The organism is Bifidobacterium leontopitheci (assembly GCF_009193355.1).
Lineage (GTDB): Bacteria > Actinomycetota > Actinomycetes > Actinomycetales > Bifidobacteriaceae > Bifidobacterium > Bifidobacterium leontopitheci.
Window position 1 is genome coordinate 36,513 of sequence record NZ_WBVT01000005.1, and the last position, 14,231, is coordinate 50,743.

Sequence of the window (14,231 nt, forward strand, 5' to 3'; positions counted from 1 at the left end):
TCCGCATGCAACGCCTTGACACGCTGCTGGTCGACAGCGGCCTGGTCGACAGCCGTTCCAAAGCCCAACGGCTCATCCGCCAGGGACGGGTCATGGTAGACGGGCGGACGACGACCAAGCCGGCCGCCAACGTGGCCGACATCGCCGCGATCAGCATCGACAAGGGCGACGATTACGTCTCCCGCGGAGCCTACAAGCTCGTCGGGGCGATCGACACGTTCACCCCGCTCGGACTGCCTTCGCCGCAGGGGCTCGACTGCCTCGACATCGGCGCCTCCACCGGCGGGTTCACGCAGGTGTTGCTCGAACATGGCGCACGGCATGTCATCGCATTGGACGTCGGCCACGGACAGCTTGACCGCCGGGTGGCCGACGACCCGCGCGTCATCCGCATGGACGGCTGCAACATCCGCGACGTCACCGTCGCCGACCTGCCGTACCGTCCGGCCATGATCGTCTCCGACGTGTCCTTCATCTCGCTGACCTACGTGATCCCCGTGATCGCGCGCATCGCGGCCCCGGACGCCGCCGTGGTATTGCTCGTCAAACCGCAGTTCGAGGTGGGCCGCGGCAATCTCGGCAAGGGCGGCATCGTGGAGGACGACGGCCTGCGCCGCAAAGCGCTCGCCGACGTCTGCGCGTGCGCGACCGCCTGCGGGCTCGACGTGAAGGCCACCGCGCCATCGCCGATCGAAGGCACCCACGGCAACCTCGAGTACCTGCTGTATGCGAGGACGGCGACCCGATGACATACGAACCGGGGCGTCAGCCGCGGATGAACTTGTCGATGTTGTCCTGCGTGCCCATGATGACCAGCTCGTCGTTGCGGTGCATGACCAGCTCCTTGGAGCCGTACTGGAACTCGCTGCCCGGCGTCTTGATGCCGACGACGGTGACGCCGTAGCGTTCGTTGACCTTCGCGTCGGCGATCGAATAGCCGACCACGTGTGACGGCGTGTGGATCTTGACGACCGTGTGCGAGCCTTCGATCTCGATGTAGTCAAGATAGTTGCCGGACACGAGATGTCCGACACGCTTGCCGGCGTCGTTCTCGGCGTTGATGATGTGCCGTGCGCCGATGCGCTGCAGGATGCGAGCATGCTGCTGGGAGACGGACTTCGCCCAGATGTCGCTGATGCCGGCGTCCAGCAGGTTGCCGGCGGTGATGACCGACGCCTCCACGCTGTCGCCGATGGCGACGACCGCGGTGTCGAAGTCGGATGCGTTCAACTGTTCGACCGCCAGCACGTCGGTCATGTCCGCCTGGACGGTGGGAACCTGCGACGACCAGCGGTTCACCAGCTCCGGATCCTTGTCGACGGCGAGCACGTCCTGCCCCATCGCGTCAAGGGTGGTGGCCACGGAACTGCCGAAACGCCCCAGTCCCACGACCAGAATGCTGCGAGTGTTGCGCGATGCCATGTACTTATACTCCCGTCGTTATCCGCGTATGCCGTCCGCAGGTCGACTCTCGAGCCTGCATACGGTGAAGTCCCCGGCGTCGCCGGACATCCACCACATCACCCTACCACCATCGGTTCGGTGGGGTAGCGGACCACCTCCATCGCGCGCGGCCGGCTGATGGCGTAGGCGATGGTCATCGGGCCGAGACGGCCCACCACCATGGCCGTGGCCAGTATGGCCAGCGCCGCGGGGTTGTCCTCCCTCGCCACGCCGACCGAATAACCGCCCAGGCCGAACGAGGAGCAGGCGTCGAACAGCGCGTCGGTCAGCGAGCAGTCGGCGACCAGCATGAGCGCCAGCGAGGCTGTGACCACCAGCATCAGGCAGGCTGCGGTGATGCTGACCGCGGTCATCGCCACCTTCGTGTGGATGCGACGGTGGAACGCGTTGATGTCGCTGTGCCCGGTGAACGCGGCGCGGCAGACCAGCATGATTACGGCGAACGTGGTCACGCGGATGCCGCCGGCGGTGGAGGTGCTGCCGCCGCCGATGAACATGATCGCGCTCATGAACACCTTGGTCGGCTCGCTCACCTGCGGCACCCACGACAGGTCGAATCCGGAGCTGCGGGGCATGACTGCGGCCACCACGCCGTACCGCAGCCTCGTCTCGACATCAGCGTCGCGGAACAGGTACGGGTTGTCCCACTCCACCAGCAGGAACCAGGTGAGCGAGAGCAGCACGAGCGCGAACGTGGTCACCAGCGTGATTTTCGTGTGCAGGCTCCAGCGCCTCGGCGGCGTATGGTGGCGGATGCACCGCATGAGGTTGAGCAGCACAGGGAAACCGAGCGTGCCGCAGAACGCGGAGAGCATGATCGGCATGCCCACCGCCCAGTTGTTGACGTGCAGCCCCGCGTTGTCCGGGGTGAAGCCGGCGTTGTTGTACGACATGACGGCGAAGAACAGCGCCTCCCACGCGCTGTGCCTCGCATTGCCCTTGTTGACGTGCAGCAGGCCGGGGAACAAGGCGAGGAACGTGATGGTCTCGATGACGAACGTGGTGGTGATGACCACGGTGAGCACGCCGCGGATCTCGTTGAGCTTCGTGGTGCCGAGCTCGTTGGCGGTGAGCAGCCGTTGCGACGCCTTGATGTGATGGTTGACCGCCAGCGCGATGAGCGAGGCGAACGTCATCACGCCGAGACCGCCCATCTGCACGGAGGCGAGCAGCACGATCTGTCCGAACAGCGTCCAGTGGGTGGTCGCGTTGACGATCGAAATGCCGCACGTCGACAGTGCGGAGACCGCGGTGAACAACGCCGTCGAGAAGTCGGTCGGGTCGTCGCCGTGGGATGCGGCCGGCAGCGTCAGCAGACTGGTGGAGATGACCACCAGCAGCATGAAGTAGATGATCGTCAGCCTGCCCGGGTGAGAGGTCAGGTGACGGATGAAACTGCGTTTGCGCGGCAGCCGCTCCTGTGCGGCCGCCTTCTCGAACGTGTCCCCCGAGAACCACCACGCATAGCCGTGCGATGCGTTGCGGTTCGAGGAGGACTCGTCGAAAACGAGGTTCGGCATGACTGCGCTCCTTGGATTGCGTACGGTTCCCGGGCGACGGCCGTGTCGGTCGGGGCCGTTCCAGCCATATTGTAGACGCCTCGGCTGAAGAATCGCGATGGCGGGTGGCGTGCGTCTGTTCGCGTGTCTTTCGACCATATGTTCGGTTACGATGGTGGCAGGTTGTTTCTGAAGGTCGATGTGATCGGGGGAATGCGATGGTCGGTTCACGGCATGCGGTGGTGGTGACCCATACGCGTCTGCGGCAAAGCGGGACGGTGGTCGCCGAGGCGGTGGATCAGCTGCGTCATGCGGGGTTCGACGTGTCGATCATCGACAATGTGGAGGCGCCCGGGTTCGGCGGCGCCACCCCCAAGGTGGACGAGGACACCGAGATCGTGGTCGTGCTCGGCGGCGACGGCACGATTCTTCGCGCGGCCGAGCTCGTGCACTGCACGCAGGTGCCGATCCTTGGCGTGAACATGGGTCATGTGGGATTCCTCGCCGAATTCGAAAGCTTCCAGATGAGCGAGGCGATCAGCCGTGTCGCCGACCATGACTATTCGATCGACGAACGCATGATCGCCCACGTCGACGTGTGGCTGCCCGGCGCGCATGAGCCGCTGCAGGACTGGGCGCTCAACGACATCACCGTGGAGCGTGCCGACCGCGGCAAGATGGTGGAGCTGTCCATCCGGGTCGACGATGTGGAGATGAGCTCGTTCGGGTGCGACGGCGTGATCGTGTCCACGCCCACCGGTTCGACCGCATACGCGTTCTCCGCAGGAGGGCCGATCATGTGGCCGAACGTCAAGGCGCTGCAGCTCGTGCCGCTGGCGGCGCACGCCCTGTTCGCCAGGCCGCTGGTCATCGGCTCGGGCTCCACGTTCACCTTGGACATCCTGGACGATTCCGCGTCCGGCGGATGGATCTGCTGCGACGGCCGGCGACAGCGCGCCCTGCCGAAGGGCACGCACGTGCAGGTCAGGGAGTCGAAGAGCACGCTGCGGCTTGCCCGGCTCTCCGGCGTGCCGTTCACCAACCGTCTGGTGACGAAGTTCGACCTGCCGGTGGTCGGCTGGCGCGAGCATGCGCGCGACACGGCACGGCAGGGCCATGCCGACGGGGGCGCGGGCGGCGATGCACGTACGACGGCAAGGGGGGATGCCCGTGCTTGAGGAGCTGGAGATCCACGACCTCGGTCCCATCCATCGTGCGCTGCTGTCGCCGGCGTCCGGCATGACCGCGATCACCGGCGAGACCGGAGCCGGCAAGTCGATGCTGCTGAGCGCCATCAGGCTGATTTCCGGCGGTTCCGCCGACTCGGGACGAGTGTCCAGCGGCGCGAAGGCCGCGTGGGCACAAGGCGTGTTCGCCGTGGACGACCATGACGCCAGCGCGCAGGCCGCCCATGAGGCGGGAGTCGAACCGGACGACGGCGAGCTGTTCCTCGCCCGCACGGTACCGGTGTCGGGCCGCTCCCGCGCGGTGCTCAACGGCAAAAGCGTCCCGCGCGCGGTCTTGGGGTCGGTCGCCTCCCAGCTGGTGACCATTCACGGCCAGGCCGACCAATTGCGCATCGCATCCGCCGCCAAACAGCGCGAGTTCCTGGATGCCGTGGCCGGGGATGACGCGCAGCTGACGGCCTACCGCAAGGCATGGCGGGCGCTGACGGACATGGACGAGCGGCTGGAGCGCCTGCGCGGGCAGGAGTCGTCGGCCCGGCAGCAGGCGGATTATCTTCGCGAATCGATCGAACGCATCAACCAGGTCGACCCGCATCCCGGCGAGGACGAGGAGCTCAAGGCGCGCCGCTCACGCATCGAGAACGCCGCGGACATCGCGCAGGGGGTCAGCAGGGCGCTCGCATCCCTTGACGCATCCCAGGTCGATGTCGACGCCGACGCGCCGAGCGCGACCGACCTGATCAACCAGGCCATCGGCGCGTTGCGCGACATCCATGTGGACGGCCCGTTCTCCGAACTCGCCGACCGGCTCGAATCGCTCAACGCCGACCTGTCGGACGTGGTGTTCTCACTGTCCCAGCAGATGGACGACGAGGAGACGGTGGAGGACCTTGACGCCATCAACGCGCGCATCCACGAACTGAGCGAACTGACGCGCCGTTGGGGGCCGACGCTCGCCGACGTGATCGCATGGCGCGACAAGTCCGCGTTCGACGTGGAGGACCTTGACGCGTCCCCGGAGAAGATCGCCGAGCTTGAGCAGGAGCGCAAGACGCTGTACACCGACGCGCGACACGCCGCCGACAATCTCAGCGCGGCACGCGCGAAAGCCGCGAAGGACCTCGCCTCCCGGGTCACCGCGGAACTGTCGTCGCTGGCCATGGACGGGGCGTCGCTGACCATCCGGGTCACCCCACGCACCACGGACGAGCCGATTGACGCCAACGGCGCAGACGACATCGCCTTCCTGTTCACCCCCTATGAGGGTTCGCCGCAACTGCCGATGGGCAAAAGCGCGTCAGGCGGCGAACTGAGCCGACTCATGCTCGCACTGGAACTGTCCGCCGCGGACATGCGTGCGGACGGGCAGGGCACGGGCAACGATGGCATGACGTTCATCTTCGACGAGGTCGACGCCGGCGTCGGCGGCAAGACCGCAGTCGAACTGGGACGCCGGCTGGCGCGCCTCGCCCGCACGTCGCAGGTCATCGTCGTCACGCACCTCGCCCAGGTCGCCTCATGGGCGGACGCGCAGTTCGTCGTCACCAAGGAACCGCCTGACGCGGACGACGATGCCGTCGGCGTCATCACCACGGTCGCCGAAGTGAGCGAGGACGCGCGCGTTCGCGAAATCGCCCGCATGCTCTCCGGCTCCGAATCCGAAGCCTCCCTTGACCATGCTCGCGAACTGCTCGCCGATTCCCGTATCGCCGCAGCCGATTGACAACCCGCAAGGAGCCATCATGAACGACGCACACACGAAGGCCGCGATCTTCGACCTTGACGGCACGCTCCTCGACTCGATGGGCGTATGGGATCAGGTCGACATCGACTTCCTTGCACGCCGCGGCATCGACGTGCCGGACGATTACATGGCGAAGGTCGCGCCCATGCAGTTTCGCGCCATCGCCGAATACACGATCCACCGGTTCGGGCTCAAGGACACTCCCGAGGAGCTGATGAACGAGTGGGACGAGATGGCACGTGTCGCCTACGCCACCACCGTGGAGGCCAAACCGGGGTCGCTCGCATACCTGCATGATCTCAAGGCGCGAGGGGTCAAGCTCGCCGTGGCCACCTCGTTGCCGCCGCGGCTGCGCGAGCCGGCGTTGCGGCATGTCGGCATGTTCGACCTGTTCGACGAGATCGTCTCCGTCGACGATGCGAACGACATCGGCAAGGACAAGCCGGACGTGTATCTGCTCGCCGCCGCGCGGCTGGGGGTGCATCCGGCCGACTGCACGGTCTTCGAGGACCTGTTGGTGGCGATCCGATCCGCCAAGTCCGTCGGCATGACGGTCTGGGCCATGCATGACGACTCGTCCGACGCCGATTGGCCGCAGATCTGCGAGCTCGCCGACGGCGTCCTCTTCGACTTCCATGACGCCCCGCGCGAATTGTGACGTCATGGGTGTGCGCCGATGGCAGCGTGCTTCGTGAACGTATCCGATGTCATGACGGCGTAAGAAACGCTACCGGAATGATCGGGCGATGATTGCCTGATGGGCTTCACGCCGTTTTCAACCGGTAGGACTGTTTCGGACTTCGGGCCGGCTGCGTGCGTTCGATGACGCCTGTTGCAAGAAGCTTGCGCAGCTGGTAGGTGACGGTTGACCGTGGAGCGCCCGTGGCCTCCACCAGTTGCGGTGTGGCCATGGCGCCGTGTTCGCCGATGAGGTTGAGCAAGGCCTGCTCCAAAGGCGAACGGTCATCGTCGTCAGAAGACGTCGAATCAGAAAACGTCAATGGGATGCTTCCACGGACGACGTTGGTCGTTTCGGCGGCGCCCTCATCGCGGACCGTGGGAACGATGGCCCCGCCGTGGGGCTGTCCCGGCGTGAGACCCATGTACCGGGCGTATGCCTCCTCAAGCCAAGGCGTTCCTTTGATGAATCTGTCGTACATCTCCTGTCCCGTGATGTCCTCCGAGACGATTTCGCTTCTGGGGAATGGCACGACTATCGGATGTGCGGGCCTCGGCATCCCTCCATGGTCCAGCCCTCGCGAAGCGCTGTAGTCGGTGCCGTTATGGTGCTGCCAGCCGGCATAGCGTGGATCGCGACGGCTGTCCGGCAGCGTCGATGTGTCGGACGAACGGAACGTCACGCGAAACGCCGTAAGGGTGCTGCTGATTTGCGGCTCCCCATTGCCGTTCTCCCGTAATGATGAGGCAATGAGTTCGAAGCCGGTGCCTCGGTTTTCCGCAATGGTGCCTCCTCTGAACGGTGTGAGTTCCAACAGTTTGGCCAACGTCTGGTTTCTGGTGGATGTGGTGCCCGGAGAGCCGATGGTGTCCGCGGTCACGGCTCCGTACAAGCCTCCGGGACTGAGGACCTCCAACCGGTCCGTGTACATGTTGACCTGGATCTGGCCTCCGCGGGCCAGCGGCGAATAATCGCGATGCATGACGGCGTTGACCACCGCCTCGCGCACCGCCTCCTCAGGGTATTCATAGGAGTCCTTGCGCAGGGGACCATCCAGTACGCCGCCGATGCGCATGTTCCTGCGGACGGCGAGAAGGGCCTCCTCGATGATTTCCGGGATTGGGCCGTCAAGGGTCCGGTTGTCGATGTATTTCACGCCCCCGGCGAACACCTTGCTGTACCCCTGATACCGCGTGAACGTGATGTTCAGCCGTGGAAAGAACTGTTGCGGATAATTCCCGGCGACGAGCAACCCGGCAAGGGTGGGGCGAATGCACCCGTCGGCGCCGGGGCCAGTTACGCCCAAGGCGCGCAACGCCGCGTCATCCGACAGGCCGCTGAAAATGCGGGGCCTCTGCTCACGACACAGGCGCAGCATGGCATGCAGAACGTCAGGCATGAGGTCGTCGACGGTGGCTTCGTCGATGACCTCCTTGTCATATGTGGGCTGTCCGCGGTTCTCCAGCAGGCGGTCGATCTCGTATTGGCTGAGTTTCCGGTCGCCGTCCCAAACGCGGATGAACGATCCGCTGTACCGGCCACGGTTGCGCACATAGCAGGGCTTGTCCAGCGGGTCGAGCTCGTCGATGGCCGCTATGACCACCGGGGAGCCGCAGTACGTCGCGACTTCGATGGTCGGGCGAATCGGAGGCATGAGTTTGTCCCGGCACATCTGCGCCATCGCGCTTGCAATCGTCTTGGCGTCGAATCCGTCGGCGGGGGAGAAGTCGTGACGTTCCGAGATGCCGAGAACGATGGTGCCGCCGTTTCCGTTTGAGAACGCGGAGACGGTCTTGGGCAACGATGCGGGCAATCCTCCCGCCGCTTCCTTGACCTCGACCCTTTGGTCATCGCTGTCGGCATGGCGCAATGGCGCGAGCAGTGCGTCTATTTCTTCCTGCGTCCACATGGCCCCTCCCTACCTTACGAACATAGCAACCATATTATCATAACGGTTGCTATGTTTGTTATGTATGTCGCGGGGCGACGGTTTTCATCGCAGACCACCGGCACAACGAATACGGCCCCGTCAGGATATATGTCCTGACGGGGCCGTCGTAACCTCGCCGCGACCGGGTCTCCGGCTGAATGGCAGGCCGAAACCGACTACAGAGCCTTTGCGGCGGTCTCCACGAAGCCCTCCATGCCGTCGATCGGCACGACCGTGTCGAAGCGCACGTCGGCCGTCTCCAGTCCGCGCAGCGCAGCCGGCGGCACGGTGCCCGTCTCCTTCGCCAGCACATCCATGCACTCGAAATCGGTGCCGGTCGCGTCGAAGCCGAGCGACTCGTTGACCACGCGCGGGAACTTGTAGGGGCTCGCCGTCGCGAGGATCACGCGAGGGATGAGCGGGTCGCGCGGCATCTGCTGCGCGACGAAGTACGCGCACGCGGTATGCGGGTCGATCACGTACCGGTTCTTCGCCCAGCAGTCGGCGATCATCTCGCGCACCTGATCCTCGTTCGCCCATCCGCAGCCGAACAGCCGGCGGATCTTCGCGAGCAGGTCCTCCGGGACCTCGTATGTGCCCCAGTTCTTGAGGTCGTTCATGAGCATCGTGATCAGACGCGTGTCGCCTTCGGAGAAGTAGTAGAGCATACGCTCGAGGTTCGAGGAGACGAGGATGTCCATCGACGGGCTGATCGTCTGGTAGAACGGGCGCTGACGGTTGTACGTGCCGGTGCGCAGGAAGTCGAAGAGCACGTTGTTTCTGTCGGAGGCGACCACCAGGTGCTTGACCGGCAGACCCAGCCGCTTCGCGTAGTAGCCGGCGAGGATGTCGCCGAAGTTGCCGGTCGGCACGACGAATTCGACCTCGTCGCCCACGTTGATGGTCTGGGATTCCAGCAGCTGCGCGTACGCGGAGAAATAGTACACGACCTGCGGCACGAGGCGGCCCACATTGATCGAGTTCGCCGACGAGAGCACGACATGCGAGTCCTTGGCGAGCCTGGCCGCGAGGTCCTTGTCGCCGAAGATGCGCTTGACCGCCGACTGCGCGTCGTCGAAATTGCCTTCGACCGCGGCGACCGACACGTTCGAGCCGGTCTGCGTCGTCATCTGCAGCTCCTGGACCTGGCTGACCTTGCCCTGAGGGTAGAAGACGGTGATAGCGGTGCCCGGCGCGTCGGCGAAACCTGCCAGCGCGGCCTTGCCGGTATCGCCCGACGTGGCGGTGAGGATCATGATCTTCTCGTCGGCGTCGCCGCCGGCCGGCGTGGTGCGCGCCATGAAGCGCGGCAGGATCTGCAGGGCCACGTCCTTGAACGCGGAGGTCGGGCCGTTGAACAGCTCGAGGATGAAGTCGTCGCCGAGCGGCTTCAACGGAGTGATGCGCTCGTCGGACCACTGCGCGCCGTAGGCGGCGGCGATGCAGCCGCGCAGCTCGTCCTCCGCGAAGTCGGGAAGCAGGGCGTGCAGCACGTCATAGGCGATGTCCTGATAGGAACGGCCCGCAAGGTTCGCGATGTCGACCTTGGTCTCGCCGAGCGAATCGGTGACGAACAGGCCGCCGTCGTCGGCGATGCCCTTGCGGATCGCCTGCTTGGAGGTCAGGGAGTCGGTGGTGCTGCGCGTGGAATGGAACGTGGTCATGATGCCCTTCATGCTTGATGCGACATGGACTTAAGGTTTTTCCAGTCTACCGGCATCGGTGGGCAGTCGGAGCGCGCCTTCCGCATGGTGGCGGCGTCCGGCGGCCTGGCATGCGCCGAAAGGTGCCCTCTGCGCTAAGGTATGGGTATGACGAATACAGATGAAGGCAAGGTCACGTCCGCGTCGCAGGGGGCGACGGTCGATGACGCCGTGTTCGGGGCGGTCTGCGCGAAGGCCGACGCCGCTGCCGCCGCCCAGCAGCTTCTTTCGAGGGCGAACACGGAGGCCAAGAACGAACTGCTGGATGCGATAGCCGACGCGCTGGACGCCCGCGCCGACGAGATCTCGGGCGCCAACGAGCTCGACATGATCGAATCGCGCGAGGCCGGCATGGACGCAGGCAAGCTCGACCGTCTCCTGTTCGACGTTCCGCGCGTGGCCGCCGCCGCCCAGGGCGTGCGCCATGTGGCCACGTTGCCCGACCCGATCGGCGAGATCGTGCGCGGCTACAACCTGCCGAACGGCTTGCGGCTGCAGCAGCGTCGTGTGCCGCTCGGAGTCATCGGCATGATCTACGAGGCACGCCCGAACGTGACCGTCGACGTGGCGAGCCTGTGCCTGAAATCCGGCAACGCGGCCATCCTGCGCGGAGGCCATGCCGCGCAGCGGACGAACGCCGCGACGCTCGGCATCGTGCGCGACGTGCTCGCCGACCACGGTTTCGATCCCGCGCTGGTGGACACGGTTGACGAGTACGGCCGCGCCGGCGCCACCGCCATGATGGAGGCGCGCGGCCACATCGACGTGCTCGTGCCGCGCGGCGGGGCCGGGCTCATCCAGGCGGTCGTGCGCAACTCCAAGGTGCCTGTCATCGAGACGGGCGCCGGCAACGTGCATATCTACGTCGACCGTTCCGCCGACCTCGACAAGGCGATCCCCATCATCCTCAACGCGAAGACCCAGCGTGTCGGCGTGTGCAACGCCGCCGAGAAACTGCTCATCCACCGCGACGTCGCCGCCGAGTACCTGCCGGCGATCGCTTCGGCGCTCGTGCAGGCGGGCGTGGAGCTGCACGCCGACGAGGCGGCCTACGGCATCATCGGTTCGGCCGGCATCGAAGGCGCGAACCTGCTCGCCGCCACCGAGAACGACTGGGACACCGAGTACTTGGCCCTGAAGCTGGGCGTCAAGGTCGTCGATTCGCTCGACGAGGCGATCGCGCACATCGCGGCGCATTCCACGGGGCACACGGAGTCGATCATCGCCGAGGACTATTCGGCCATCGAGGAGTTCACCAGCCGCGTGGACTCGGCGGTGGTGATGGTCAACGCCTCCACACGCTTCACCGACGGCGGCGTGTTCGGCTTCGGCGCGGAGCTCGGCATCTCCACCCAGAAGATGCACGCGCGCGGCCCCATGGGACTGCGTGAAATGACCACCACGAAATGGGTCGGCTACGGCATGGGGCAGGTGCGTCGATGAACGAGGACACGCGACAGCATTCGGAGGCGACGATGGAAGACACACGGAACCAGGACCCGATCGCCCGCGCGGAAGGCGACATGAGCGAACAGGCCGAGCCGGCGGCTGCGGCGGCGGACGCCCACGCCGGCGTGACGTCATGGAACGACATCGGCGTCGAGGACCAGAAGGTGGTGCTCAAGGTCGCCGCGGAACGGCTCAGCATCGTGCGCTACGTGTTCCTCGTGCAGATCGAGGACGGCATCGCGTCCGCCGGCCAGCGAGCCTCGCTGGAGTATGCGGACGCCGTGCTCATCGGCTGGCCCGAATCCGATTCGCCCGAAGTGGTCGCGCTCGACGACGCGCAGATGCGCGTCGTGCGCGAGCAGATGACGACCATGGAGCAGTACATCGCGCGGTTCAGCGCCATGGAGCGCGAAGGCGACATCGACGGCATGACCGACACGCTGATCCGCATCACCGAACGCGTCGCCGAGGCGCGGCGTCTCTTCCAGCCCGGGTTCCCGCTGCCCACCTTCGCCGAGATCCGGCGCGTCGTGCAGGACGAATGGGACGAGGACATGGGCAAGATCGACCCGCAGGAGGAGAACACCACCGCGGACATGGTCGAGCGCGAGACGGACGAGGCGGACGACGCCGCACGCAGCCAGTCCGCCCAGGAGCCGGCGCAATGAGCGCGCCGACGGCCATGAACGCCGCGGCGCAGGCAACGGAGGCCGACCCCGAACCGCTGACGAACGCAGTCCAGGAGCCCGCACGGCGCATGTCGGACCTGTCACCGGAACCGCACGAGGGGCGCCGACGGGTGTCGACGCGCGGCAACTGGCATGAGCGGCCGCGCATCGGCATCATGGGCGGCACCTTCGACCCCATCCACAACGGCCACCTGGTCGCCGCCTCCGAGGTCGCATGGGTGTACGACCTCGACGAGGTGATCTTCGTGCCCACGGGCCGTCCCGTCTTCAAGCTCGACAAGAAGGTCACGAACGCGGAGGACCGGTATCTGATGACCGTCATCGCCACGGCCTCGAACCCGAAGTTCACCGTCAGCCGCGTCGACATCGACCGTCCCGGCGTCACGTATACCATCGACACGCTGCGCGACCTGCGCGCCCAGCACCCGGACGCCGAGCTGTTCTTCATCACCGGCGCGGACGCCGTCGCGGAGATCATGCAGTGGAAGGACGCCGAGCACATGTGGGACCTCGCGCATTTCGTCGCGGTCACCCGCCCCGGCTACTCGTCGCCCAAGGGCGTCAGACTGCCCGAAGGCAAGGTGGACACGCTCGAGATCCCTGCGCTGGCCATCTCCTCCACCGACGTGCGCCGTCGCGCCACCCACGGCGAGCCTGTCTGGTATCTCGTCCCGGACGGCGTGGTCCAGTACATCGGCAAACACGGGCTGTACCGGTGACGGGCGGCGGGCGTGCGCATCCCCGCCGCACGCCTGCCGTCGGTGTGCATGGTTACACTATGTGGTGTCCACTTTGGCGAACATGAACGTTTGGAGACATGGTGAGCGCAATCCTCGAAGGAAAGCCCGATAAAAACCTCATCCTTGTGACCGGCCGTACGCATCCGAAGCTGGCTGCGGACGTGGCCGAGCAGCTTGGCATCGACATCCTGGAGACCACGGCCTACGACTTCGCCAACGGCGAGATGTACGTGCGCTACACGGAGTCGGTGCGAGGCGCGGACGTCTTCGTGCTGCAGCCCCACGCCGCCCCGGTGAACAAGTCCATCATGGAGCAGCTCATCATGATCGACGCGCTCAAGCGCGCATCCGCACGCTCCATCACCGCCGTATGCCCGCTGCTCGGCTACTCCCGTCAGGACAAGAAGCACCGCGGCCGCGAGCCCATCTCCTGCCGTCTGGTGTTCGACCTGCTCAAGACCGCCGGCGCCGACCGCATCATGAGCGTCGACCTGCACGCGGCACAGTCGCAGGGCTTTTTCGACGGCCCCGTCGACCATCTCATCGCCATGCCGGTCCTCGTTGACTACATCCGCGACCGGTTCTCGAACCAGCTTGACAACGTGGCCGTCGTCTCCCCGGACGCAGGCCGCATCCGCGTCGCCGAACAGTGGGCGCAGCGCCTCGGCGGTGGCCCGCTCGCCTTCGTGCACAAGACCCGTGACATCACCCGGCCGAACAAGGCCGTCGCCAACCGCGTGGTCGGCGACGTCGCCGGCAAGGACTGCGTGCTCGTCGACGACCTCATCGACACCGCCGGCACCATCGCCGGCGCATGCCACGTGCTGCGCGACGCCGGCGCGAAGTCCGTGACCGTGGTCGCCACCCACGGCGTGCTGTCCGGACCGGCCATCGACCGTCTGAAGAACTGCGGCGCCAAGGAGGTCGTGCTCACCGACACCGTGCCGATCCCCGAGGAGAAGCGATGGGACGGCCTGACCGTGCTGTCCATCGCGCCGTTGCTCGCCAGCGCGATCCGCGCCGTGTTCGAGGACGGTTCCGTCGCCGAACTGTTCGACACGTACCCGGAGCATCACGGGCAGGGCTTCCTGTTCGCGTGATGCCGTGGCCGCCGCGCAACGTGAACCTTTACCGCGCGGCGGACAAG

Annotated in this window: 12 protein-coding genes; 8 read left to right on the plus strand and 4 right to left on the minus strand. The window is 65.9% G+C overall.

Annotated features, from left to right (window positions below; genetic code table 11):
• Positions 1–5: 5 nt before the first annotated feature.
• Positions 6–749 carry a TlyA family RNA methyltransferase gene (locus F7D09_RS02545; protein WP_152233869.1) on the plus strand — a complete coding sequence of 248 codons (744 nt, stop codon included), beginning with the start codon at positions 6–8 and terminating at the stop codon, positions 747–749.
• A gap of 16 nt (positions 750–765) precedes the next feature.
• On the opposite strand, the gene F7D09_RS02550 is transcribed toward F7D09_RS02545, so the two are convergent.
• Together F7D09_RS02550 and F7D09_RS02555 are read right to left on the minus strand one after the other, a co-directional pair.
• Entirely contained in the window at positions 766–1,422 is a 657-nt protein-coding gene (locus tag F7D09_RS02550) for a potassium channel family protein (RefSeq protein WP_152233870.1), read from the minus strand.
• 98 nt (positions 1,423–1,520) lie between these two features.
• Positions 1,521–2,984, minus strand: coding sequence for a TrkH family potassium uptake protein (locus tag F7D09_RS02555; RefSeq protein WP_152233871.1), 1,464 nt, complete (start codon positions 2,982–2,984; stop codon positions 1,521–1,523).
• Between the two features lie 197 nt (positions 2,985–3,181).
• Between F7D09_RS02555 and F7D09_RS02560 the strand changes: the two genes are divergently transcribed.
• The 3 genes from F7D09_RS02560 to F7D09_RS02570 are packed head-to-tail and all read left to right on the plus strand — an operon-like array spanning position 3,182 to position 6,552.
• Entirely contained in the window at positions 3,182–4,141 is a 960-nt protein-coding gene (locus F7D09_RS02560; RefSeq protein ID WP_226835885.1) for an NAD kinase, read from the plus strand.
• The gene (gene recN, locus F7D09_RS02565; protein ID WP_152233872.1) at positions 4,134–5,873 is read left to right on the plus strand and encodes a DNA repair protein RecN; all 1,740 of its coding nucleotides are present in this window, start codon (positions 4,134–4,136) and stop codon (positions 5,871–5,873) included. The genes F7D09_RS02560 and recN overlap by 8 nt, the downstream gene beginning before the upstream one ends.
• Before the next feature lie 19 nt (positions 5,874–5,892).
• Positions 5,893–6,552 carry an HAD family hydrolase gene (locus tag F7D09_RS02570; RefSeq protein WP_152233873.1) on the plus strand — a complete coding sequence of 220 codons (660 nt, stop codon included), beginning with the start codon at positions 5,893–5,895 and terminating at the stop codon, positions 6,550–6,552.
• Positions 6,553–6,658: 106 nt separating this feature from the next.
• Here the strand turns inward: F7D09_RS02570 and F7D09_RS02575 are convergent, their stop codons facing one another.
• Together F7D09_RS02575 and thrC are read right to left on the minus strand one after the other, a co-directional pair.
• Positions 6,659–8,482 (minus strand): ATP-binding protein, encoded by a 1,824-nt coding sequence (locus tag F7D09_RS02575; RefSeq protein ID WP_152233874.1) that lies wholly within the window; start codon positions 8,480–8,482, stop codon positions 6,659–6,661.
• 197 nt (positions 8,483–8,679) lie between these two features.
• Positions 8,680–10,167: a threonine synthase gene (gene thrC / locus F7D09_RS02580; protein WP_152233875.1), complete on the minus strand. Its 1,488-nt coding sequence runs from the start codon at positions 10,165–10,167 to the stop codon at positions 8,680–8,682.
• 147 nt (positions 10,168–10,314) lie between these two features.
• Here thrC and F7D09_RS02585 point away from each other — a divergent pair, with 147 nt between their 5' ends.
• From F7D09_RS02585 to F7D09_RS02600, 4 genes are all read left to right on the plus strand, one after another.
• On the plus strand, positions 10,315–11,649 hold the full coding sequence (locus F7D09_RS02585; protein ID WP_193312289.1) for a glutamate-5-semialdehyde dehydrogenase: 1,335 nt from the start codon (positions 10,315–10,317) through the stop codon (positions 11,647–11,649).
• Positions 11,650–11,681: 32 nt separating this feature from the next.
• Positions 11,682–12,323 (plus strand): phosphoribosylglycinamide synthetase, encoded by a 642-nt coding sequence (locus F7D09_RS02590; RefSeq protein WP_376863381.1) that lies wholly within the window; start codon positions 11,682–11,684, stop codon positions 12,321–12,323.
• Positions 12,324–12,337: 14 nt separating this feature from the next.
• Positions 12,338–13,063, plus strand: coding sequence for a nicotinate-nucleotide adenylyltransferase (gene nadD, locus F7D09_RS02595; RefSeq protein ID WP_193312301.1), 726 nt, complete (start codon positions 12,338–12,340; stop codon positions 13,061–13,063).
• A 98-nt stretch (positions 13,064–13,161) separates the two neighbouring features.
• Positions 13,162–14,184 carry a ribose-phosphate diphosphokinase gene (locus F7D09_RS02600; protein WP_152233878.1) on the plus strand — a complete coding sequence of 341 codons (1,023 nt, stop codon included), beginning with the start codon at positions 13,162–13,164 and terminating at the stop codon, positions 14,182–14,184.
• Positions 14,185–14,231: the final 47 nt, after the last annotated feature.

Excerpts from the sequence above, each read along its gene's own strand:
- F7D09_RS02585 (WP_193312289.1), top strand. The coding sequence starts at position 10,315 with ATGACGAATACAGATGAAGGCAAGGTCACGTCCGCGTCGCAGGGGGCG.
- F7D09_RS02550 (WP_152233870.1), bottom strand. The coding sequence starts at position 1,422 with ATGGCATCGCGCAACACTCGCAGCATTCTGGTCGTGGGACTGGGGCGT.
- F7D09_RS02600 (WP_152233878.1), top strand. The coding sequence starts at position 13,162 with ATGGTGAGCGCAATCCTCGAAGGAAAGCCCGATAAAAACCTCATCCTT.
- F7D09_RS02545 (WP_152233869.1), top strand. The coding sequence starts at position 6 with ATGCAACGCCTTGACACGCTGCTGGTCGACAGCGGCCTGGTCGACAGC.
- nadD (WP_193312301.1), top strand. The coding sequence starts at position 12,338 with ATGAACGCCGCGGCGCAGGCAACGGAGGCCGACCCCGAACCGCTGACG.
- F7D09_RS02590 (WP_376863381.1), top strand. The coding sequence starts at position 11,682 with ATGGAAGACACACGGAACCAGGACCCGATCGCCCGCGCGGAAGGCGAC.
- F7D09_RS02570 (WP_152233873.1), top strand. The coding sequence starts at position 5,893 with ATGAACGACGCACACACGAAGGCCGCGATCTTCGACCTTGACGGCACG.
- F7D09_RS02575 (WP_152233874.1), bottom strand. The coding sequence starts at position 8,482 with ATGTGGACGCAGGAAGAAATAGACGCACTGCTCGCGCCATTGCGCCAT.
- F7D09_RS02555 (WP_152233871.1), bottom strand. The coding sequence starts at position 2,984 with ATGCCGAACCTCGTTTTCGACGAGTCCTCCTCGAACCGCAACGCATCG.
- thrC (WP_152233875.1), bottom strand. The coding sequence starts at position 10,167 with ATGACCACGTTCCATTCCACGCGCAGCACCACCGACTCCCTGACCTCC.
- F7D09_RS02560 (WP_226835885.1), top strand. The coding sequence starts at position 3,182 with ATGGTCGGTTCACGGCATGCGGTGGTGGTGACCCATACGCGTCTGCGG.